1 pseudogene is annotated in these 564 nt (G+C 45.2%); it reads right to left on the minus strand.

Annotated features, from left to right (window positions below):
* Positions 1 to 564 (minus strand): annotated as a pseudogene (locus J3U35_RS05180) (hypothetical protein); the annotation flags it as partial.

The following is a 564-nucleotide window of genomic DNA, read 5'->3' on the forward strand; positions in this document are numbered from 1 at the left end:
TATCCTGTTTTTTATATTTTCGCGGAACGGACGGCGAATTACTAAAAATTAGGTGCACTCCGTCCAGCGTATTGTCCAATTTCAAATACTGATTGTGGTTAATTTGAATGCTGTGCCTAAAAAATAGTCGATTTACGGTAAAATCGTCGTCCGGTACCCCGATAATTCTCAGTTGTTTTTTAATTTCCGCGCGTTGATCGTCCAGTGGTGATGTTTTGACCACCGTACAGTTATTGACAGAACTCCGAGGGGCGCAGTCGCGCCTATTTTTAGAGACGATCGCCCATTTTATTAAACGGGTGCATATAAAAGATGCTATGCCGACGATCGGTGAAAATACCCCCTTAATCTTTTTAACATCTTCCTCAAACTGGTTTTGTGTTTCTTCGTAAGAAACTCTTACGCGCAAGTCTTTACGCTGTACCATTGCACCGCCTTGTAACTGAGTGTAAGCCGCCCAGTCACCGGCATCAGCGGCGGCCAAAACTGGATCGATTGCTGGGCTTTCGACTTTTTGACTACCTAATCTACGAAGTTCACGCCAAACCGTCACCGGTGCACCGC

This window comes from Gilliamella sp. B2717 (assembly GCF_026536675.1).
Lineage (GTDB): Bacteria > Pseudomonadota > Gammaproteobacteria > Enterobacterales > Orbaceae > Gilliamella > Gilliamella apicola_I.